Consider the following 19,925-nt stretch of genomic DNA (forward strand, 5'->3'; position numbering starts at 1 on the left):
CAAGGGGTCTAAATGTAACCTTCAGGTTACGGACAGCCTTTGCTTCGCTTGTTCGCTTCATTTCCGTCATGACACGAACAATTCGGCTAAATTCGTACAGTGACCAGAAATGATATACTTTTTTATATCGATAAAAATGAAAGAACCCTCCAAACCTGGAGAGTTCTTTTCTTTCGTGGAGTACCGATCTACTTATCCCTTCATGAATAATCATCTCAAAAACGCGGTCATGTCGACGGGGCTTCACAAGACGCTGAAGACCCTGCTTTTGTCCTTTCCGCAAGCTTCGTAATCGACTCAATGTCTTGATCCGTTAATTGGTCAAGGAAATATTTCCGTATTGCCTTGGAGACTATGGGACGGGCATCATCCAATGCCGATTTTCCGGCGGGAGTGATAACGACTTGAACACCACGATCCGTGTCTAATGGTTTCCTCATCACAAGTCTGCGTTTTTCCATTCGCGTCAGATGATGTGACAATCGACTCTTATCCCAGTGCATCGAGTCGGCCAATTCCTGTTGGCGAAGGCTTCCGTTCCCCAAAAGGTCTAACCGATCCAATACCCCATAATCACCCTCTGATAGTCCTGTATGCTCAGACATCTCTTTTATTACCCGACCGAAAATGCTCTGAAAGGAGCCTTTCCACATATGCCATATTCGCATTTCTTCTTCGTTCAGCTCGTTCTTATCCATAGGAACATCATAGCATGGTTGACGTATCAACTACAATGTGTTATCGTTGCTATGGTTGATACATCAACCTGTAAATTCGGTTTATATCAGGATACTGTTTGACCGCTTCTTACCAGCAACGGTTGGGCTAATCTTTCTCCAAGAAAGGAACATTTATTATGGAAATCAACATTAGTATGTCTGCTCCGGTCATCTCGGTGAAACCGATAGTTCTATCAGCCCCAGGGCGCGGCGAGGATCTGCAAATGCGAGTGTCTGCGCCCGCCGCAGGAAGTGAATTGCCTATTATTGTGTTCTCTCACGGCTTTGGCTGGTCGCTGGACGGCTACGGCCCATTGGCCGACTACTGGGCTGCTCACGGCTTCGTGGTCATTCAACCCACTCATCTCGACTCGAGGACGCTGAACCTTCCTCCTGAAGATCCCCGTACGCCACGGATCTGGCGTTTCCGAGTCGAGGACCTGAAACGCATCCTCGATCAGCTTGATGTTATCGAAGCTTCCGTTCCCGGTCTTAGTGGGCGCCTCGATCGGAGCCGCATCGCCGCTGCCGGACACTCCTGGGGAGGCCAGACGGTGAGCATGCTGCTTGGCGCGCGAGTCCTCGATCACAACGGCGAGCCGGGAGAGGATATGTCCGACTCGCGCATCAAGGCGGGCGTGCTGCTTGCCACGACTGGCAAGGGTGGAGCTGACTTGAGTCCGTTCGCGGCAGAGCACTTCCCCTTCATGAATCCGAGCTTCACAGAGATGAGCACGCCGACCCTCGTGGTAGCGGGGGACCATGACCAGTCCAGACTGTCCACTCGGGGGCCGGACTGGTTCACCGACCCGTACTTCCTGAGCCCGGGCCGCAAGAGCCTGCTTACTCTCTTCGGGGCAGAGCACTCGCTCGGCGGGATATCCGGTTATAGCGTCGCGGAGACGACGGATGAGAGCCCCGAACGAGTTGGCTTGATCCAGCGGCTTACGTTGGCTTACCTTCGCAACGCGCTGGACATTGAAGATTCCAGCTGGCCGGCAGCTTGTTCAGCTCTGGAAGAGAGCGCCATCCCGCTGGGGCGTATTGAGTCCAAGTAAGGGAAGCAGAAAAATGAATGATGACAGCCTTTGCTAATTGCCAGTTGTTAGCAAAGGCTGTTTCTATTCTGGAGGATTGTTACAAGCTTGGACCATTCAAAATTAGGGCGTCGAAAAATTCTGGCAGAGCGTCACGATTTCACTTGAACCTTACGTAACGTAATGTTTTACAATAGAGATACCGGTACATAGCTAGCGCCAAAGAGTGGAGATGGTTCATGAAGAGACATTGGAAGGTCGGGGATCTCGCCAAGCTGACGGGGCTTACCGTCCGAACCCTGCGGTTTTATGATCAAATAGGGTTGTTCTCTCCGTCGGGACAAACGGAATCCGGCCACAGGCTGTACAATGAATGGGACTTGTCGCGTTTGCACCAGATATTATCGCTTAAGGAGCTGGGATTATCTCTGGAAGAGATTAAATCGGCCTTAAATGGCGGGCAGATCAGTCCGCTTGAGATCGTGGAACTGCAGATCGACCAAATCAAAGAACAGATTAAACTGCAGCAGAAACTATTGGAGCAGCTAAGATACGTATCCAAGCTTATGCAAGGCAAGGCGGAATTAACGGTTGAAGATTTCACGAGCCTTCTGCAGGCGATGAAGATGAGATTTGAGAAACCGGTCATTGAGCGGCAAACGGGTTGGGAGCGACATTTGGATCTGTTGGGAGATTTTCTTGCCGAAGAGAATGGAATTTCGAAACATAAGGAGGAGAATGAATGAACGAACGATTCGTCAAGCATGGAACCTTCGTCGTAGAACGGATTTATGCGGCTACACCGGAGAGGGTTTATCAAGCATGGGCCGACCCGATTGCTAAAGCCAAGTGGTTTTCGAAGCCGGAGATCTTCGATTTCCAGGTTGGGGGACGGGAGTACAGCCGCGGCGGGCCGCCGGAAGGGCCGGTCTTTACCTTCGATGCCAGCTACCAGGAGCTTGTTCCAGAGCAGCGTATTGTCTATACGTACACATTGGATTCAGGTGACGTACGTGTCTCCGTCTCGATCACAACGGTCGAGCTTATCAAGGTGGAAGGCGGTACGAAGTTGATTTACACAGAGCAGGGTGCATTCTTTGACGGACACGATACGCCAGAAATACGGGAACACGGGACTAACATCATGTTGGACACACTGGGCAAGGTAGTAGAAGTGGAGGTAGGAACATGACCATAGGTGAGAATGAGCTTATTGCTTCCCGCGAGTACGATGTCCCGCAGGAGCTTGTGTATCGGGCATGGACAACCCCTGATTTATTAGCAAAATGGTGGGGGCCCAAAGGCTTCAGCAATACGTTTCACGAGTGCGATATGAGGCCGGGAGGTACGTGGAAGTTCACCATGCACGGACCGGATGGCGTGGATTATCCCAACCATAATGTCTTTGTTGAGTTCGTGCCGACGGAGCGGGTCGTGATTGATCATCTAAACGTTCACGAATTTCGGGTGACGGCTACCTTCGAGGTCTTCGATGGCCGGACCAGAGTCACCTTCCGTCAACGTTTCAAGAAACAAGAGGATTTTGAAAAAGCTAAGCCCATCTGCGTAGAAGCGAATGAACAGCAGCTTGACCGACTTGGCAAGGTGCTGGCGGAATTGGCCGACTAGCTTTGTAATTTGATATCGGCATTGACGCGAAATGACTGCTGCCTAGTTGATGACTCTAAAATGGTCGCCGTTCACGATCCCTGTCGGGGAATCGGACGGCGATTTTTGTTTTAGTAACGGAAGACGGCGGTAGAGATCTGTAGCGCCTATCAAGGCAGATCTTCTGTTGCTGATTTCTCCGTCAAGCTGAGCCGTGAGCATAACCGAAATTGAATGCTCTCGCTTAAAGCCGGGCTTCGAAGAGTCTATATAACCGATATTAGCCGGATATCGAAACCTTCAGTCGCTACTTGTTAAAATATATTCACTTAGTTTGGTAAGAAATGTTGACCATCTCGCTTGAAATTCGGGGTCAGTCGACTCGACTCCAGTAATGATGTTGGCAATATTGCTGAAGATAATGGGATACGTCGTTAGAGCGGTTAACGCCAGCGCTAGAAGTTCAGGCTCAAGCTCTTGCGGTACAACCCCCTTTTTCTTTTGATCCTTCCAATAAGCAGCATAGGATTGAAGGGCGACCTCTCCGCCTTTATTCCAGGACGTCGGCTCTGCCCGCAGCTCAAGTGCTTCCCAGGCGGTGAACTTAATAAAATCCGCTCTCACCTGGTTATTGACCCTGTATCGATGCTCGGCGATATGGAGCGGATTATCTGGAATCTGAGAGACCCACTCTGGCTCACCGGTCGCCGAATCAGTCAAAACGGCTTCGAGTAATTCCGCTTTTCCTTTGAAGTAATGATAGATCAGCTGCTTCTTCACCCCGGCGTTTTCTGCAATCGACTCGATACGCGACCCTTTAAACCCCTTGTCGAAAAACTCCCTTCTTGCAGCCTCGAGAATTTTCTTCTGCGTGCGTTCCGCATTGCGTATTTCACCCATTTTGGCTGTACCTCCATAACCAATCTAATAATATTATCGTAATCGCTTACTGAATTGATGTCAAATTTAACTTAACAAATATAAAATTGTACTTGACGAAAATAAAGTTGTATTTTACCATTTGTTCAGTAAGCAGAATTTTTTTCCAATCAAAGGAGGATACCTGCATGGCCGTAATGTCGATCATTCTTCAAAGCTTGTTGGTTTTGTACTATGTTTTTTCAGGTTTTGCCAAGGTCGTAGGGGCTAAATACTGGGTTGATATTTTCAGCAATCTGAAGATACCCCAATGGTTTCGTATCGTTACGGGTTTGGTCCAGTTAGTTGGAGCTGCTGTACTCGTTGTTGGTTATTGGAATGCGGATGCGATAGTTTGGGGCGGCATTTGGCTTGGAATTACGATGCTGGTGGCGTTACTTGCGCATATAAGGGTCAAAGATGCGATTGGCAAAACGATGACGCCCGTTGTGTTTCTTGTGTTGATCATCATCCTAACCATCCTGAATGCGGACGTGATCGTGAGCTGATTTTCTTCCACGGGATATGAGCAAGTTGAAGACCCCATGATACAAATCCAAGTCGGTCCTGAAATAGAGACTGAATGACTTCTGAAAAGGCCGTCCCTCAAGGATGGCTTTTGTAACTTCGCGCTATGACCAGTTCCTTTCTTTATTGTTCGCCGACCTGAAAATTCAGGTGAAAAGTAGGTAGACTCAGGACAAACGATCTCTATAATGGAATAAGAGACATATGTTGCGAGGGGAAAAGGTGAGACGATTTGAAAGCAAATCGGATGGAAGCATTCAGCGATGGCGTGTTGGCCATTATTATTACGATCATGGTGCTGGAATTCAAAGTGCCGGAAGGCCATGACTGGCATGCGCTAGTCGAGCTTGGCCCCAAAATAATTAGTTATATTTTCAGTTTCGTCTATGTCGGCATCTACTGGAACAATCATCATCACCTGCTGCATATGGTTCGAACGATGAACGGAAGGTTGATGTGGCTCAACTTGCTGCTGCTATTCTGGCTATCCCTTGTGCCTTTCACGACAGCTTGGATGGGGGAAAGCCATTTTGCGCCTACACCGACGGCGCTGTACGGTATCATTCTATTCCTAGCTGCGCTCTCGTACTGGCTGCTTCAGCGCATGATTATGAACCAGCATTCCGGCGATTCCTCATTCGTTGGAACGATGGGTAAAAATCGGAAGGGGAAACTCTCTCCTTTACTCTACTTGACGGCGGCCTTGACCGCATATGTGAGTGTTTGGATATCCGGCTTCTTTTTCGTACTTGTTGCCGTAATCTGGTTCATGCCCGATAAGCGAATCGAGCATGCCCTGAGAAGCCAATAAGAAAGACTCTTCGATTCTCGCATGCGGGCGGGCTTCGAAGAGCTTTTTTTGGTTTATAGCGTTTGCTTTTGTTCGATCCTGGTTTTGCTTTTCATCGGCATGAATAATGTGATAACTAACGCGATGACGGCCAGGATCATCATGAAGGAATAGGCGTCGCTTGCCCCTAAAATGAAGTAAGGGATTTAAGGAGCTCAGCAGTCGTTGTAGGATTGTTCTGCATCACATCAGCTGCATGGCCGGTTGCTTGCACGGTATAAATCGTGATCACAACGGCAGTACCAATGGCGCCGGCTATTTGGCGAACGGTATTGTTCACCGCGGTACCGTGCGTACCGAGGCATTTGGGCAGCGCATTGAGTCCGGCCGTATTGAGCGGCATGGTAATGAAGCTTAATCCGATCCGCAGGCCATTGGTACGAATCATCAGATACATATACGTGGTCGATTCAGATAAATCTGTTACTTACATTATTTTTATGAATACCGGAAAATTTTCGCCGTGTTGGTTGAGCATACGGGCTTCAAAACCCACTTGTCGAACCTATTGAAAAACACGATAGAACAACGCAGAGACGCAAGAAACATCCATTCCACAAGTCGGGTTGCCTCCGTTGATATTGTGGCCTCATCACTTCTGGGGATTATTATGTGGTGGATTAAGGATGGTACCGAGCATAGCGCAGAATACATTGCGGATCAGATTACCTTGATGTATAGAAGAAAGTATTTGTAACCGATGAGGCGCAAGAGGTAAAGCTTGGAACGTTAGAACCAACATGCATCCATTGCAAATATTCCCAGTCCTTTATATCATGGACGTATCGTATGTAAAAGCCTATAAAAGGAGGTACATCCGCGAACTGCACTGGGAAATCATCGAAAAATATTAGTGACAGCCAGTTTAGATATCCTGGCCGGGAGGAGAAGAACATGCATACATGGGAAAGCTTAATGAAGCAATTAGAGCAGCTGGGCATTGACGGAAAAGGGACCTTGCTGGTCCATTCTTCCATGAAGAGCATGGGGCCGGTCGAAGGCGGCGCGGACACGGTCCTCGATGCGCTGACAGCGTATATGAAAGAGGGGCTGCTGGTGCTGCCCACCCACACGTGGTCTTATATCAATGCGGATAATCCGAAATTTTACGTGGACCAATCCCCATCCTGCGTCGGAATCCTGCCGGAGCTTTTTCGCAAACGTCCGGATGTGGTGCGTTCGCTGCACCCCACGCATTCCGTGGCGGCACTGGGCCAGGATGCCATCCCGTTCACAAACGACGACCATCGTTTCGACACGCCATGCGCTAGAGGATCCGCTTGGGGCAAGCTGCTTGACCGCAAGGCGACGATTTTGTTAGTGGGTGTCGATTTAAAGCGCAACACCTTTATTCATGGAGTCGAGGAGTGGGTGGACATCCCGGGCAGGTTAACGGATGGCCATGAGAAGCTGTACACGGTTTTACCGGATGGAACGGAAATCCCGGTGCCTTCCCGCAGACATTGCGGGTTGTCGTGGTCGGAGCATTTTTGGAAGGTCGATGAGGTCCTGGAAAGTCGGGGCGCGATGCATAAGGGGCATCTTGGCGATGCCGTCGTCCGGGTATGCGATGCGGCCGCGGTGGCGGATGTCATAACGGAAATGCTCAAGGACAATCCGGACTTGTTCTCGGATAATCAACCCTTGGACCATACCATGCATAACATTTAGAACGAGGACCTTCATCGTATGTGACTTCGATGGATGGGAAGTTGGATGTAAAGAATAAACCAGCCGTCTTGTAACGCTGCATCCATTTTCCCGTTCATCTCCTCAACTAACTGTTTAGATAGATAAAGGCCGATCCCGCTGGATTCCGTGTTCGTTCTGCTGGCGACCTGACCGAATATACGCGAGGGAAGTTTTTACATTAGGTGGCAGGTGGGCATAATGGAACCATTGCATGCGATAGAAAGGGAGAAATGGCATGTCTACGGAAACGAATCATCCCTGTGTCATTTTGCCAGAAGAGCAAGCACCCGAAGATATGCAGCAATGCGAACGCTGCGAATTGTGCAGACAGCGGAATCGCGTCATCTGGGGGGAAGGCAATCCGCAAGGCTCGCTGATGATGATCCTGGATATCCGGGAGCCCGGGAGGATCGGGAGGGTAACCCGTTCTTGTGCGGGACCCGGGAAACCCTCCAACTCGGCATGAGGGAAGCGGGCATGGATATCCACTCGGTTTACGTCACCTATTTGCTGAAACGCCGGCCAACCCGTGCTTATGATAAGCCTGCAACCCAAGCGGCATGCCTTCCGCATTTGCAGTCGCAGCTCCTTCAGAAGCAGCCGCTCGTATTGTTTGGTTTTGGCAATGTCGTAGTCGAAGGATTATTCCCGCAGAAGGAGAATGCCACCGTCAAGGAGTTGCGGGGGAGCTGGCATGAATTTGAAGGAATCCCGATTGGCTTTACCTATCATCCGCTGGCCGTTAGAAGAAGACCCAATTTGCTAAGATTCTTTGTCGAGGATTTGAAAGGTTTGAGGACGAAGTGGGAGGAGAGAGCAGGGAGGGAGACATAAGAAGGAGCGAACGCATCCGGCGTTCGCTCCTTTTGCTGCAGTTTATTTCATCAAGGTCTCCATAAAATGCTCCCTAAGCGATTACAAATAAATCCTCCGCGCTTCCTCATTAAAGAACGCCGTCACGTTCGCATAATCGGCAATATCGATCCGGTGATGCCGCAGGATCTTCTGCATAAAAATAGCATCCGTAAAAAGGGAATTAATCATTCTCTCGCACCATACCGGCGTATCTTTAAAATAATCCACCAAATGATGAATTTGCTCAAACTCAAAATAAAGGACATAACAGGTATAATTCTGAAGCAGCATACGGAAGCAATGATCGCGGTAAGGGGTGGAGCGAGCGTCCGAGAGGAAATCGCTCATGATCCCGAATAGCGTCGTTTTATCCACCAAATGCATGTGCATAAAACCATCAACGTCATTGATCAGCCGCAATAGGGCCTCTAATCCTTCTTCCGGTGGCATCTCCAGTTTGGCCGATTTGCCCTCGATGGACCTTAACAGCTCCAGCGTAAGATGTTTGCATGCCTGGATTTCAGGGGGATCGATGAATACTTGATCTGCATACTTGTCGAGATGCTCGCTGTAGTAATCGTGATATGCAGTTACATAATGCTCAACATGAATGTTGGTTTTGGTATGGATCAAATCCTGCCCGCGGAATGAAAAGGCGTAGAGGGTCTCCTCATTAACCGGGTGCGCGTATAGGTAGAAAAAGAAGAAAAAGTCTCTTAATTGCAGCCTCTGTTCCTCGTTCAAGCCGGTGACACCGTTCAATTGAGACAACTGAAAGAAACCATAGCTCTTCATGAAATCATTCATGGCATTGTACGGGTTGATCTTGGCTATGGACGTCGTTGCATTGATCGTAAACAGCAGATAATAGAATACCAATTCATCATAGACGTCCAGCTGTTTAAAAGAGTCGGACAGCACAGGCTTCCAGTCCGGACTCGCAACATAATGGGCGTCCCTCGGCTGCAATTCATACGTCCACTCCACAAAAGCCTCATCGTTACGCTCGGCAAAGAATAATGCAGCGCCACCGTCCTCAAGAAGGCCGTATTCAAAGCCGCCTATCGGAGTGGACGGTAATCCTCTATTGAATTTCAGATTGAGATATTCGTTATATAGGAATTGAAGTTTCATCGGTCATATCCTCGGTTCGTAAAGGTTTCCTTCATCGGGAACACGGCAGTAGCTAACACGGATCCTTAATAGATATTCAACATCCAGCAGGGCATTCCTCTAGTTTCGCGGCAGGTGGACGTTATCTAAGCAGCGACATGCCAAGCCTTCTTTCATAAACGACGGATCCTCGAAAACCTGCGATACGGTTCTGCGCGTTCTCTTCAGCAAAACCTCTTGTTTGCCTCTGGATCTCCTATGCGGGCAAGTTGAAGGATTCGGCACATCCACTCCCATGCCTAGCGACTCTGCAACACGTTCGGTGGGGACGAACGGAATCCAGCCTGCCGTTTCCGGCATAGCCCATCCATGCCGTCTTGGTACAGCAGCGCTCGTTCACAGAGCTGCAGAATGCAATTGCCGGGTTTACGGAAACGGTGTACACTGGGGGCCGAAGTGACCATTATAGAACAGGGTGTGTTACATATTTTCAGACTGCGCCAATTTTATTTAAACCATCTGAAGCGAAAGATGTTCAACAAAATCGTCGTGCTGTATTCGGCCGTCATGATCGTGCTGTTCGCGATTGCGGCGACCTTGGTCTATCAATACCAAACGCAGCGCATACTCCGTGAGCAGACGGATGCGAATCTCAAATCCGCGCATGTCCTGAATATCTATTTGAGCCGGCAGTATGAGAGCATCCAGAATATATTCCAGCAGATTTACGGCGACGCCACGCTGAGCGACGAGCTGATCTATTTTTTGAACAACGAATATGAGAGTTACCTCAAATACCGCCTGGATTTGTACACAAAGACGGGGGAGCAGCGTTTGCGGTCCTTCAATACCCTGCTGAAGAATTACCTGGAGCAGGAGCCCAGCGCCAAAAGCGTGTCCATCTACAGTTATCCGAACGATTTTTATATGCACATCAGCCGGACCAACCAGCAGCTGAATAATGAATCCGGTTCCAAAAGCAAGTGGGAGAACTGGTTCGCCCGCCGGGAGCAGCACAGCTGGGATACCATGCCGCTAAACGAGCTTTCAGGTTCAGCCGCAGGCTCCGGTGCAAGGTCCTATTCCTATTCGCGAGAGCTGAAGGACCCTTGGACCCTGGAACGGGTAGGCATGTTGAACGTGGAGTTCGACGCCCGGCAAATATCGACCTGGCTCGAGAGCAGAGCTTCGGTCAAAGGCCGGATCATGGTGTTGAACGCCCAGGGAACCGTGATTTACGACTCGGAGGATGTGTATTACGGTCAAACCTATCCCTACCACTTGGAACCGGAAAAAGCCGGAGACTGGGTGGAGCTGGACGAACCCTCCAAGGTGAACATGTTGAATGTCGGGAATGCGGGCTTGTCGGTGGTGGGTATCGTGTCGAAATCCTCGATCGAGGAGAATACGGAGAGTTTGAGGACCGGACTGATCCTGGTCACGCTTGTATTTATGGCGGCCAGCTTTGCAATTACGTTCACGATCGTTCGAAAATTCTCCAAAAAAGTGCAGCGGATCATCCGCTCGATGAACCGCATCGGCGAAGGCGATCTGTCGACGCGCATCCAGATGTCCGGCGAAGACGAGCTGCAGCAAATTTCCCGCCGGTTCAACGACATGGGCGACCGTTTGGAGCAGTACATCGATAAGATGTACACCTCGGAAATCAAGCAAAAAAACGCGGAGCTGGTTGCCCTGCAGTCGCAGATCAATCCCCATTTTTTATACAATACGCTGGAATCCATTCGCATGAAGGCGTATTTCGTGGGAGCGAAGGAAGTGGGCCAAATGATATACAGCCTGTCGGTCATGTTCAAGAACATGGTGAAGAAGAGCACGATGGTTACCGTTGAAGAGGAGATCGATATGTGCTCGGTTTACCTCGACTTGTTCCGCATCCGCTATGAAGGGCGGCTGGAGACGGAAATTGAGGTCGACCCGGAAATCCAAAACCTTGGCATTATCAAGCTGCTCGTCCAGCCGATCGTGGAAAACTATATCGTTCACGGATTCCGTCCGCTCGAGGACAACAATAAAATTTCTGTCCGGGCCCACGGGGCAGAGGACCGGGTCGTGATCACCGTCTCGGACAACGGAACGGGCATACCGGAGGAAAAGCTGATCCAGATCCGCCAGACGCTGGACAAGGTTCTCCAGCCTCCCGACAAGGGCTACCGGTCGATCGGGCTGATGAACGTGCATGAACGGATCGTTCTGAATTACGGAAGCGATTACGGCGTGACCATCCGCAGCACGGAGGGGCAGGGAACGGAGGTCCGCATGGAAATACCGAAGCTTCGCAAGGGGGAGACGACATGAGGAGCGTATTTTTTGTTGATGATGAGCCTTTGATTGCTCAGGGATTGGCCACGATTGTGGATTGGCAGGAATACGATCTGCACGTGTCCGGTTCGGCCAACGATGGGCTGCAGGCGCTAGAGAAATTGAAGGAAGAGCCTGTGGATCTGCTGATCACGGATATTATGATGCCAAGAATGAACGGACTCGAGCTCATTAAGAAGGTGAAAGCCATGCATCCCCGCACCAAGTTCATTGTGCTTAGCGGGTATGAGGAATTCGAATATGTGAAGATAGGGATTACGCTCGGCATCCAAAATTACATTTTGAAGCCGATCAACATCGAGGAGCTGGAAGCAACGATCAAGCATATCCGGGGCGATTGGGAACGCGAGGAGCTGAAGCGGTTTCGCTCCGAGGAGGATTGGAAGGTTCTCCGCAGCAATATTTTGCAGCGATGGGTGAACGGCGAAATCAAAAGCTCGGAGCTCAAGCAAAGAGCCGAGCTTCTCGGCATTCCGCTGCATTATCCGTCATACCAGGTTAACGTGCTGCGGCTCATATCCGACGAGCGCTCGGTATCCCAGCTCTTCCGCCTGACCAGCCTGGCGGATGAATGCTGCCAAGCTCTTTCGGAGGAGCTTGGGGGAGATCATGAGGTCATTTGTTTCCCCGATGCGGATGACGACATCGTTGTTTTGACGGCCTCGATGAAGGAGCGGAAGGATGCTGCGCGGGAAGGGATGCGAGGAGCCATGGCCAAGCTGCGGCAGTTGACCGGCTTGCGCATGTGGTGCGCCGAAGGTCATGCGGCTGTCCATGATTTTAAAGATATTCAGGAGAGCTACAGGCTAGCGAAAGGCCACTTCAACGCCCGCCTGATTGCAGGAGATGAAGAGACCTTGTACCATCCGCCTGCGGAACCGGAGTCCGATCCGGCATCTTCGCCGTCGGTTCGCCCCGATGCCTTCGCGAAGCTGCTGATCGAAGGCGATGTTTCGTCCTTGCAGGCCTACATCGAATCCGTTCTTGACGGCGGCAGCGGGGCGCAGACGGTACACAGGGGAGCCTGCATGAATGCGGCTGTCCAATTGATGATAGCGGCAAAGGATGTGGAGAAAAGCCCCGACTACAGCGAGGTGTTCACGCCAATGCACCGGATCAATACGCTCCAGGGGCTCCGAAGCCATGTATGGCGCATTGTCGAGCGCAGCCTCCAGCGCCTGCAGGAAGCGGAACAGGGGTACAGCCCCCATGTATCGTTCCTTGTCGAGCAGGTGCAGCACCATTATCCGGAAGAGCTATCCTTGAAGACGCTGAGCCAGCGGCTGCAGATGCATCCGAATTATTTGGGGCAGCTCTTTCAGCAGGAGGTCGGCGCAAGCTTTTCGGATTATTTGAACCAGTACCGCATCGAGAAAGCGTCGCAGTTCCTGCTGCATACCGATCAGAAGACGGCGGATATCGCTTTCAGCGTAGGTTACACGGACAGCTCGTACTTTTACAGGCAGTTCAAAAAATATACGGGCGTATCTCCAACCGAGATGAGGTCCATGTATCGGATCTAACACCAACGTTTCTCTTTGCGACAGGCTCAAGGCGAATCCGCTTTGGCCTGTTTTTCTTGTTGTTTGTGGAGGATTCTTTAATTTATCCATCCCGTTCTAGTATTTTTCAACTTGAGGGCGGTAGCGCTTACTTGGCACAATGAAAGTAGTTAAAGGACGAGTGAGAAGATAACGGCCGGCTCTTGGATAAAGCCGCATTGACAACGATCATGGGACATTTTAAAGCTTCGGTCGCATCACTTGCATTTAACAGGGAAGAGGAGGAGTGCCCATGTCGGGGTTCATCAAAAAGGTTATACGCAACCGGTTCATGCTGCTGATGATACTGCCCGGAACCATTTGGTTTCTGATCTTTGCATACTTGCCCATGTTCGGTACCGTGCTCGCGTTTAAGGATTTCCGCATCAGCCCGGACGGTTTCTTCGCCAGCGTGTTCAACAGCGAATGGGTAGGATTCAAAAACTTCGAGTATCTGTTTACGACCAATGATGCCTATATCATTACGAGAAATACGATTCTTTATAACCTCGCCTTTATCATTCTGGGCCTGGTCATTGCGGTCGGGTTTGCGATCATGCTGAGCGAGCTTGTCAACAAGCGGACGGCCAAGGTATATCAGACCGGCATGTTTCTGCCGCATTTTTTGTCGTGGGTCATCATCAGTTATTTTGCGTTCACCTTTCTGAGCGTGGACAAAGGAACGCTGAACCAAATCATTACCTATTTCGGAGGAGAGCCGATCAGCTGGTATTCGGAAGCGAAGTATTGGCCCTTCATCATCATTTTTGTCGGCATCTGGAAAGGCGTAGGCTACAACAGCGTTATTTATCTTGCGGCTATCACAGGGATCGACAAGTCTTATTATGAAGCGGCCGTCATCGACGGCGCCAGCAAGTGGAAGCAGGTGCGGTACATCACCATCCCGCTGCTGAAGCCGCTCATGATCATCCTGACCATACTGGCGATCGGCGGCATCTTCCGTTCCGATTTCGGATTGTTCTACCAGCTTCCGAAGGATTCGGGCGCGCTGTACCCGGTTACGAACGTCATCGATACCTTCGTCTACCGCGGTCTGATCAACATGGGAGACATCGGCATGAGCACGGCAGCGGGCTTGTACCAATCGTTTGTCGGACTGGTTCTGATTCTGGTTGCCAATTATATCGTTCGAAAAATCGAAAAAGATCATGCGATCTTCTAATCCGAGGGAGGTGTAACTTCAATGTCGCAGCTATCAACGCAAACCGCCCGCCAGTCGGCCAAGCGTTCAAGGAAGAGAGACTATAATGCCATCTCCCCTTTGTGGAATACGATTTTCAATATCGTGATCGGGCTCTTCTCGTTCTCCTGTATCTTTCCGTTCCTATTTGTTATCATTATTTCCCTGACGGACGAACAGACGCTGGTCCTGGAAGGCTTTAGGCTGCTGCCGAGCCAGTTCAGCACGGCCGCGTACGAGTATATTTTCAAAACGGGAAGCGAATTGCTGTCCTCATTCGGCTTGACGCTCCTGGTCACGGTGCTGGGAACGCTGGTGAGTCTGGCGCTGGTTACGACCTATGCGTATGCCTTGTCCCGCCGAAACTTTGAATTTAGAGGGTTTTTCAGCTTTCTGGCGTTCTTCACCATGTTGTTCTCGGGCGGCATGGTACCGGGTTATATCGTGATGACCCAGTTCCTGCATCTGCAGAACACGATCTGGGCGCTGATCTTTCCGCTATCCTTGAGCGCGTTCTCCATCATCGTCATGAGGACCTTTTTTCAAACGACGATTCCGGATGAGATTATCGAGTCCGCCAAAATCGATGGCGCCGGCGAATTTCTGACCTTTATCCGTATCGTCCTGCCGGTCTCGCTGCCGGGGATCGCCACCATCGGCTTGTTCAGCTCATTGGGCTACTGGAACGACTGGTTTAACGCCTTGCTGTACTATAACAATCCGCAGGCGACGCCACCGCTGCAGTTCATGCTCATGCAGATCGAGAAGAACATGGACTTCCTAACGAAGAATGCGCAGAATATCGGCTCGTTCGATGTGGCCGCCGGCCTGCCGACGGAGACGGTAAGGATGGCGATGGTCGTATTGGCCACGCTGCCGATCGTCATGGCGTATCCGTTCTTCCAGCGGTATTTTGTCCAGGGTCTGACCGTAGGCTCGGTCAAAGGATAATTTCATAAGGTTGAACCCGCAAGCGCACACTGCCGGAGAAATCCGGCTTTCATGTCCCGGGTGTGTAAGCGGTATCAATATAGCAATAACCATTAAGTGACACAGGGGGAAAAACTCATGTTTAAGAAGAAGATTTCTTTACTGTCCCTTGCTCTCGTGCTTCTGCTGACCGTTGTACTGTCGGCCTGCGGCAGCAAGGAAGGCGGCAGTAAGCCAAGTGAACCAGCGAAGGAAGAGGCGGCTGTCCAAAGCGACGGCACCATTGATGCCTCCAAACTGGATCCGGTCAAACTGAAAATGTACATGATCGGGCCAAATCAGAAAGACCTGCCTATGGTTCAAGAGGAAATCAATAAATATTTGACGGAAAAAATCAATGCAACGATCGAAATCAGCATGATCGACTGGGGCGATTACAGCCAACGGATGCAGGTGATTACGAGCTCCGGCGAGAATTACGACATCGCCTTCACCAGCTCGTGGGCGTTCGATTACCTTCCAAATGCGGCAAAAGGCGCGTTTAAGCCGTTGAACGAACTGCTCGATCAGTACGGAAAAGGCATTAAGGAAGTACTGGATCCCCGTTTCCTGGAAGGAACGAAGGTTAACGGCGTCAACTATGGCATCCCGGCCAACAAGGAACTGGCACAGCAATTTGTATGGCGCTTCAACAAAAAGTATCTGGATAAGTACAACCTGGACATTTCCAAGGTGACCACGCTTGAAGATCTGGAACCGCTTCTCAAAACGATTAAAGAGAACGAGCCTGCGGAAATTACGCCGCTTGCCGTACCGAAAGGCTTTAAACCGTACATGCCGTTTGACTACCCGCTCGGCGATGAAATTCCGATCGGCATGTATCTGGACACCGAGGACTTTAAATTCGTGAATTTGCTGGATTCGCCTGAATTGAAATCGGCGCTGACGACCATGCGCAAATACTATAAAGCGGGCTATGTGCGTGAGGACATTGCAACGCTGGACGGCATCGACAACATCAAAACCGGCAAATGGCTCGTGGACCGCGAAATTACGCAGCCATACGCAGAGCTTGGCTGGTCCAGAAACGCGGGCTATGACATCGTGACCAGACCGATGCATGATCCTGTCATTTACACCAGCTCCGCAGCAGGTTCGATGATGGCCATTTCTTCTTACTCCAAAAATTCGGAGCGGGCGATGATGTTCCTGAACCTGCTGAACACGGACGTGAAACTCCGGAACATGATTCAATACGGCTTGGAAGGAACGCACTACAAGAAGCTTGAAGAGCCGTATATCGAGGATATGCCTGCCATGCAGGAGAACTACGCGATGCCTGGTTTCGCGCTCGGCAACATGTTCCTGACGTACCTTCACGAAGGCGAGCCGAAGGACAAATGGGAAGCATTCGAGAAATTCAACACCTCTGCCGTAGTGGCGCCTACGTTCGGCTTTAATTTCGACACGGCTCCGGTCAAAACGGAGGTCGCGGCCATCACGAACGTAGCCAAGGAATTTATTCCGGCGCTGTACACCGGCTCCGTCGATCCTGAAGAATATCTGCCGAAAGCTAAACAAAAGTTCCAGGATGCCGGCATCGACAAAGTGATCGCCGAAGCTCAAAAGCAGTTCGATGAGTGGAAGGCTCAAAACAAGTAATCCGTAAAGGGTATGAAGGGTAGAAGCGGCTGTTCCTTACGGCCGTTTCTCTCTGTCCTTTCTTTCTTCACCGAAAAAGGCTCCAATGTGCGTAAGCGAAATGATCTTCGAATAATAGGAGGTTTTCCCATGAAACGAATCAAACCGGATTATTACGCAAGAACCCAGTGGAAGCGCAGAATGGCGGCATGGATGAGCACGGCTTTGCTTGCCGCATCCCTGACGGGCTTTGCCGGAGAAGCCGAAGCGGCCCAGCCGCATTCGTCGTATTGGTATCCGAACACGCTGCTGGAATGGTCGCCGTCCAAGGACAAGGATGCCCGTTTTAACCGGGGAACGGTGAAGCTGGAGGATCAGCGCATCCAAGGAAGCAAAGTAAACGGCAACGCCAAGGAAGAAGTAAAGGTGCTATCGATCGCTTCCATGTATCCGAGCACAAGCGGAGCTCCTTCGCAAGGCTCGGAGAAGTTCCATACCTATACGTTCAGCAATTGGCAGTACATCGACAAGCTGGTCATGTGGGGCGGCTCCGCAGGCGAAGGATTAATCGTTCCGCCAAGCAGCGACGTCATCGATGCGGCCCATAAGAATGGGGTTCCTGTTTTTGGAACCGTTTTCTTGCCGCAAACCGAGCACGGAGGCAAAATCCAGTGGCTGCATGATCTGTTAAAGCAGCGGGAGGACGGTTCTTTCCCGGTTGCGGATAAGCTGATCGAGGTAGCGACGTACTACGGCTTCGACGGCTGGTTCATCAATCAGGAAACGCAGGGCGGAACGCCGGAAGATGCGGCCAAGATGGCTGAGTTTCTGACTTACTTGCAGCAGAACCAAGGACCCGGCATGGAAGTGATCTGGTACGATTCCATGATCAAGGAGGGACCGGTGAAGTGGCAGGGGGCCCTGACGGATAAGAACGAAATGTTCTTCCAACAGGGAAATCAGCGGGTTTCCGACAACATGTTCATCGATTTCCGCTGGCAGTTCAAAGACGAGAAGAACGGCCAATACGATTACATTACTCCGTTCTTGAACTCCCCGGCCAAAGCGGCGGAGCTTGGCCGCAGTCCGTATGATCTATATGCCGGCATCGACGTGGAGGCGAAAGGCTACGAAGGCAGGTTCAATTGGCCGGTTCTGTTCCCGGACGGGAAGAAAGCCACGACCTCCCTGGGCATTTACCGTCCGGATTGGGCGTACAACAGCTCCGAAACCCATGAGGAGTACATGAATAAGGAGCAGATTTTCTGGGTGGGACCCGGAATGAATCCAGCGAACACGTCACAGCCTACAGGGACCGATCCGCTTGCCTGGAGAGGGATTGCCCATGATGTCGTTGCAAAAACCGTGCTGACCGACTCCGAATTCGTCACCCATTTCAATACGGGCAACGGCCATTTGTTTGCGGTGGACGGCAAAGTGATGCGAAGCCGCGATTGGAGCAACCGGAGCCTGCAGGATATTTTGCCGACCTGGCGCTGGATCGCGGAAACTAATGGAAAGTGTGAAGCCCTCAAGCCTGGATTTGATTTCAGCAAATCCTACTACGGCGGCAGCTCGCTTCAAGTGGCGGGTGCCGTAAGCAAAGGCTCCTCCACCCATCTCAAGCTGTATAAGGCGAATATCCCGGTGGAAGCGACCACGGAAGTATCACTCGTGTATGCCGACAATGCCAAGGACGCCAAGGTGAAGATCGGCTTGGCATTCTCCGATGCGCCGGATCGGTACGAATTTTTCGAGCCTGGCAAATGGACCGCCACGGGCGCGAATCAGGATTGGAAGCAGGGAAGCGTCAAGCTGAACAAGTATAAAGGCCGCACGATTGCCGGAATCTCGCTTCAATTCGAGTCCGCGGCGGATCAGGCGGATTATCGGGCCAACATCGGCCGCCTGGCGGTTACGCAGGTGAACGACAAGGCGAAGAAACCGCACGCGGTAACCGATTTGAAGGTTATCGAGAATGATTTCCGCGATGGAATATATGGTGATGCGCGCTTGTCGTGGGAAGCGCCGAAACAGAATGAAGACGTACTGTACTATCAGGTTTATCGCATCCATCCGGACGGCAAGTACGAACTGATGGGCATGACGGGAAATACCGTTTATTACGTACCGGAAATGAAGCGTTCGCTTAAGGAGGAGGCAACCGAAATGGTTGTGATTCCGGTAAACCGCCACTACCAGCAAGGAAAGGCGGCATCCGCCAGCTTCGACTGGCCGGAATATCCGAAGCCGACGGCAGCCTTCAAGGCGGATAAAACCCTGATTGCGCCGGGAGAAACGGTGCAATTCACGGATCTTTCCTCGGAAGTGACGGAGTCCTGGAGCTGGAGCTTCCCTGGCGGGCAGCCGGCGTCCAGTACGGACCAGCATCCTAAAGTGACCTATCCCGAGGAAGGAACGTATGAGGTCACGCTGACCGCTAAAAATAGCGTTGGCGAGGATCGGATCCAGAAGAAGCTCATCACGGTAACCCGGGAAGCCGAGAACGGCGTCGGCAACCTTGCTCTTGGCAAAAGCGCGTCCGCATCCAGCTTCGTGAACGAGAAGGAAGCGCCGCCATTTGCAGTGGACGGCAATGCCGCCACCAAATGGTGCGCCGTCGGAGACGGGCCGCACTGGCTGACGGTAGACTTGGGAGCCGAGCACAAGGTCAGCGAATTCGTGATCAAGCACGCGGAAGCCGGAGGCGAGCCTGCCGCGTTCAACACGCGGGCTTTCTCCATTCAAGTAAGCTCGGACGGCAAGGAGTGGAAGGATGCCGTCTCGGTCAAAGACAACACGCAAGGGATCAGCAGCCATGCCATCGAACTTACCTCCGCACGGTACGTGCGTCTTCAGATCGAGAAGGCGACACAGGGCGGGGACACGGCTGCACGGATTTACGATGTTGAAGTGCTGGGCTTGAAATAGTACGGATGACTAGAAAGA

General features: G+C 51.2%; 17 protein-coding genes and 2 pseudogenes. 15 read left to right on the forward strand and 4 right to left on the reverse strand.

Features of this window, described 5'->3' with window-relative positions; genetic code table 11:
- Window positions 1–227 precede the first annotated feature (227 nt).
- Window positions 228–698 carry a MarR family winged helix-turn-helix transcriptional regulator gene (locus tag RB298_RS23320; protein WP_486048787.1) on the reverse strand — a complete coding sequence of 157 codons (471 nt, stop codon included), beginning with the start codon at window positions 696–698 and terminating at the stop codon, window positions 228–230.
- Between the two features lie 158 nt (window positions 699–856).
- On the opposite strand from RB298_RS23320, the gene RB298_RS23325 reads away from it, so the two are divergent.
- The 4 genes from RB298_RS23325 (at window position 857) to RB298_RS23340 (ending at window position 3,385) form a co-directional block, all read left to right on the forward strand.
- A complete protein-coding gene (locus RB298_RS23325) occupies window positions 857–1,777 on the forward strand; it encodes an alpha/beta hydrolase family protein (RefSeq protein WP_486048789.1) in 921 nt (306 codons plus the stop codon).
- Between the two features lie 218 nt (window positions 1,778–1,995).
- Entirely contained in the window at window positions 1,996–2,502 is a 507-nt protein-coding gene (locus tag RB298_RS23330) for a MerR family transcriptional regulator (protein ID WP_192570185.1), read from the forward strand.
- Window positions 2,499–2,948: an SRPBCC family protein gene (locus RB298_RS23335; RefSeq protein WP_213580843.1), complete on the forward strand. Its 450-nt coding sequence runs from the start codon at window positions 2,499–2,501 to the stop codon at window positions 2,946–2,948. Before RB298_RS23330 ends, RB298_RS23335 begins: the two co-directional genes overlap by 4 nt.
- Window positions 2,945–3,385: an SRPBCC family protein gene (locus tag RB298_RS23340; protein WP_486048791.1), complete on the forward strand. Its 441-nt coding sequence runs from the start codon at window positions 2,945–2,947 to the stop codon at window positions 3,383–3,385. The genes RB298_RS23335 and RB298_RS23340 overlap by 4 nt, the downstream gene beginning before the upstream one ends.
- A gap of 279 nt (window positions 3,386–3,664) precedes the next feature.
- Here RB298_RS23340 and RB298_RS23345 read toward each other — a convergent pair whose 3' ends face one another.
- The gene (locus RB298_RS23345; protein WP_213580841.1) at window positions 3,665–4,264 is read right to left on the reverse strand and encodes a TetR/AcrR family transcriptional regulator; all 600 of its coding nucleotides are present in this window, start codon (window positions 4,262–4,264) and stop codon (window positions 3,665–3,667) included.
- A 167-nt stretch (window positions 4,265–4,431) separates the two neighbouring features.
- Between RB298_RS23345 and RB298_RS23350 the strand changes: the two genes are divergently transcribed.
- Together RB298_RS23350 and RB298_RS23355 are read left to right on the forward strand one after the other, a co-directional pair.
- The gene (locus RB298_RS23350; RefSeq protein WP_375121982.1) at window positions 4,432–4,791 is read left to right on the forward strand and encodes a DoxX family protein; all 360 of its coding nucleotides are present in this window, start codon (window positions 4,432–4,434) and stop codon (window positions 4,789–4,791) included.
- Between the two features lie 251 nt (window positions 4,792–5,042).
- Window positions 5,043–5,621: a TMEM175 family protein gene (locus RB298_RS23355; protein ID WP_015738060.1), complete on the forward strand. Its 579-nt coding sequence runs from the start codon at window positions 5,043–5,045 to the stop codon at window positions 5,619–5,621.
- Window positions 5,622–5,674: 53 nt separating this feature from the next.
- Here the strand turns inward: RB298_RS23355 and RB298_RS23360 are convergent.
- Window positions 5,675–6,087 (reverse strand): annotated as a pseudogene (locus RB298_RS23360) (MFS transporter); the annotation flags it as partial.
- Here RB298_RS23360 and RB298_RS23365 point away from each other — a divergent pair.
- The 3 genes and pseudogenes from RB298_RS23365 (at window position 6,079) to RB298_RS23375 (ending at window position 8,186) form a co-directional block, all read left to right on the forward strand.
- Window positions 6,079–6,357 carry a TetR-like C-terminal domain-containing protein gene (locus RB298_RS23365; protein WP_441007225.1) on the forward strand — a complete coding sequence of 93 codons (279 nt, stop codon included), beginning with the start codon at window positions 6,079–6,081 and terminating at the stop codon, window positions 6,355–6,357. The pseudogene RB298_RS23360 and the gene RB298_RS23365 sit on opposite strands and share 9 nt — an antisense overlap.
- Before the next feature lie 197 nt (window positions 6,358–6,554).
- Window positions 6,555–7,331 carry an AAC(3) family N-acetyltransferase gene (locus tag RB298_RS23370; RefSeq protein WP_096777221.1) on the forward strand — a complete coding sequence of 259 codons (777 nt, stop codon included), beginning with the start codon at window positions 6,555–6,557 and terminating at the stop codon, window positions 7,329–7,331.
- A 256-nt stretch (window positions 7,332–7,587) separates the two neighbouring features.
- Window positions 7,588–8,186, forward strand: a pseudogene (locus RB298_RS23375) (uracil-DNA glycosylase).
- An 81-nt stretch (window positions 8,187–8,267) separates the two neighbouring features.
- On the opposite strand, the gene RB298_RS23380 reads toward RB298_RS23375, so the two are convergent.
- Window positions 8,268–9,341: a hypothetical protein gene (locus RB298_RS23380; RefSeq protein ID WP_486048794.1), complete on the reverse strand. Its 1,074-nt coding sequence runs from the start codon at window positions 9,339–9,341 to the stop codon at window positions 8,268–8,270.
- A 435-nt stretch (window positions 9,342–9,776) separates the two neighbouring features.
- Here RB298_RS23380 and RB298_RS23385 point away from each other — a divergent pair, with 435 nt between their 5' ends.
- From RB298_RS23385 to RB298_RS23410, 6 genes are all read left to right on the forward strand, one after another.
- The gene (locus RB298_RS23385; protein WP_486048796.1) at window positions 9,777–11,639 is read left to right on the forward strand and encodes a sensor histidine kinase; all 1,863 of its coding nucleotides are present in this window, start codon (window positions 9,777–9,779) and stop codon (window positions 11,637–11,639) included.
- Window positions 11,636–13,186 (forward strand): response regulator, encoded by a 1,551-nt coding sequence (locus RB298_RS23390; protein WP_375121976.1) that lies wholly within the window; start codon window positions 11,636–11,638, stop codon window positions 13,184–13,186. The genes RB298_RS23385 and RB298_RS23390 overlap by 4 nt, the downstream gene beginning before the upstream one ends.
- A gap of 271 nt (window positions 13,187–13,457) precedes the next feature.
- Window positions 13,458–14,387 carry an ABC transporter permease gene (locus RB298_RS23395; protein ID WP_009590960.1) on the forward strand — a complete coding sequence of 310 codons (930 nt, stop codon included), beginning with the start codon at window positions 13,458–13,460 and terminating at the stop codon, window positions 14,385–14,387.
- A 21-nt stretch (window positions 14,388–14,408) separates the two neighbouring features.
- A complete protein-coding gene (locus RB298_RS23400) occupies window positions 14,409–15,356 on the forward strand; it encodes a carbohydrate ABC transporter permease (RefSeq protein WP_009590967.1) in 948 nt (315 codons plus the stop codon).
- Between the two features lie 117 nt (window positions 15,357–15,473).
- Entirely contained in the window at window positions 15,474–16,997 is a 1,524-nt protein-coding gene (locus RB298_RS23405; RefSeq protein WP_096777216.1) for an ABC transporter substrate-binding protein, read from the forward strand.
- A 129-nt stretch (window positions 16,998–17,126) separates the two neighbouring features.
- Window positions 17,127–19,907, forward strand: a complete 2,781-nt coding sequence (locus tag RB298_RS23410) for an endo-beta-N-acetylglucosaminidase (RefSeq protein WP_486048799.1) — start codon at window positions 17,127–17,129, stop codon at window positions 19,905–19,907.
- The last annotated feature ends 18 nt before the right edge of the window (window positions 19,908–19,925 follow it).

This window comes from Priestia sp. BR_2 (genome assembly GCF_041954005.1).
GTDB classification, from domain to species: Bacteria; Bacillota; Bacilli; order Paenibacillales; family Paenibacillaceae; genus Paenibacillus_AQ; species Paenibacillus_AQ lautus_A.

Coding starts and splice junctions, on each gene's coding strand:
- RB298_RS23335 (WP_213580843.1), top strand. CDS start 2,499: ATGAACGAACGATTCGTCAAGCATGGAACCTTCGTCGTAGAACGGATT.
- RB298_RS23325 (WP_486048789.1), top strand. CDS start 857: ATGGAAATCAACATTAGTATGTCTGCTCCGGTCATCTCGGTGAAACCG.
- RB298_RS23405 (WP_096777216.1), top strand. CDS start 15,474: ATGTTTAAGAAGAAGATTTCTTTACTGTCCCTTGCTCTCGTGCTTCTG.
- RB298_RS23395 (WP_009590960.1), top strand. CDS start 13,458: ATGTCGGGGTTCATCAAAAAGGTTATACGCAACCGGTTCATGCTGCTG.
- RB298_RS23380 (WP_486048794.1), bottom strand. CDS start 9,341: ATGAAACTTCAATTCCTATATAACGAATATCTCAATCTGAAATTCAAT.
- RB298_RS23320 (WP_486048787.1), bottom strand. CDS start 698: ATGGATAAGAACGAGCTGAACGAAGAAGAAATGCGAATATGGCATATG.
- RB298_RS23340 (WP_486048791.1), top strand. CDS start 2,945: ATGACCATAGGTGAGAATGAGCTTATTGCTTCCCGCGAGTACGATGTC.
- RB298_RS23370 (WP_096777221.1), top strand. CDS start 6,555: ATGCATACATGGGAAAGCTTAATGAAGCAATTAGAGCAGCTGGGCATT.
- RB298_RS23330 (WP_192570185.1), top strand. CDS start 1,996: ATGAAGAGACATTGGAAGGTCGGGGATCTCGCCAAGCTGACGGGGCTT.
- RB298_RS23390 (WP_375121976.1), top strand. CDS start 11,636: ATGAGGAGCGTATTTTTTGTTGATGATGAGCCTTTGATTGCTCAGGGA.
- RB298_RS23345 (WP_213580841.1), bottom strand. CDS start 4,264: ATGGGTGAAATACGCAATGCGGAACGCACGCAGAAGAAAATTCTCGAG.
- RB298_RS23350 (WP_375121982.1), top strand. CDS start 4,432: ATGGCCGTAATGTCGATCATTCTTCAAAGCTTGTTGGTTTTGTACTAT.
- RB298_RS23400 (WP_009590967.1), top strand. CDS start 14,409: ATGTCGCAGCTATCAACGCAAACCGCCCGCCAGTCGGCCAAGCGTTCA.
- RB298_RS23410 (WP_486048799.1), top strand. CDS start 17,127: ATGAAACGAATCAAACCGGATTATTACGCAAGAACCCAGTGGAAGCGC.